We start from the raw sequence: 449 nt of genomic DNA, 5'->3' as shown, positions 1-449 counted from the left end.
CCGCCACCCTGCGCTGGTCGTCCGACCGGGGCTGGGTCGAGCGCGGCGCGCCCGCCGAGTCCCCCGAGACCGCGGCCCTGCCCTCCCTCGCCCAGTTGACCTCGGCCGAGCAGCGCTGGGCGGACCGCGAGGAGGACATCACCACCGTGAGCGGTGACCCCTACGAGGTCGGCCAGGTCTTCGCCCGCCGCTGGGCCGATCGGATCGGCGCGGTCGAGCGGCTCGCCCGGCTCGCCGGCGAGTACCCCCGCATCCCCCACCGCATCGACGGCGAGCTGCTGCGCTACGCCGCCCGCTTCGGCCTGCTCACCCACAAGGACGACCAGATCGACGAACAGGACCGCTACGCCATCCGGGCGGGCTTCTGGCGGGAGATCGAGAGTCGGTCGGTGCCCGGTTCCCTCACCGGGCCCCCCGACGCCTGAGGCCCCGTCCGCGCCCTCCGGTCC

At 75.5% G+C, this 449-nt stretch carries 1 pseudogene; it reads left to right on the top strand.

The annotated features are described in order from the left end of the window. Positions 1–425, top strand: a pseudogene (locus FNQ90_RS26535) (NYN domain-containing protein); the annotation flags it as partial. Positions 426–449: the final 24 nt, after the last annotated feature.

The organism is Streptomyces alkaliphilus (assembly GCF_014141535.1).
Classification (GTDB): Bacteria; Actinomycetota; Actinomycetes; order Streptomycetales; family Streptomycetaceae; genus Streptomyces; species Streptomyces alkaliphilus.
The sequence above is the reverse complement of the archived record's forward strand: the minus strand, read 5'-3'. Positions and strand labels throughout refer to the sequence as shown.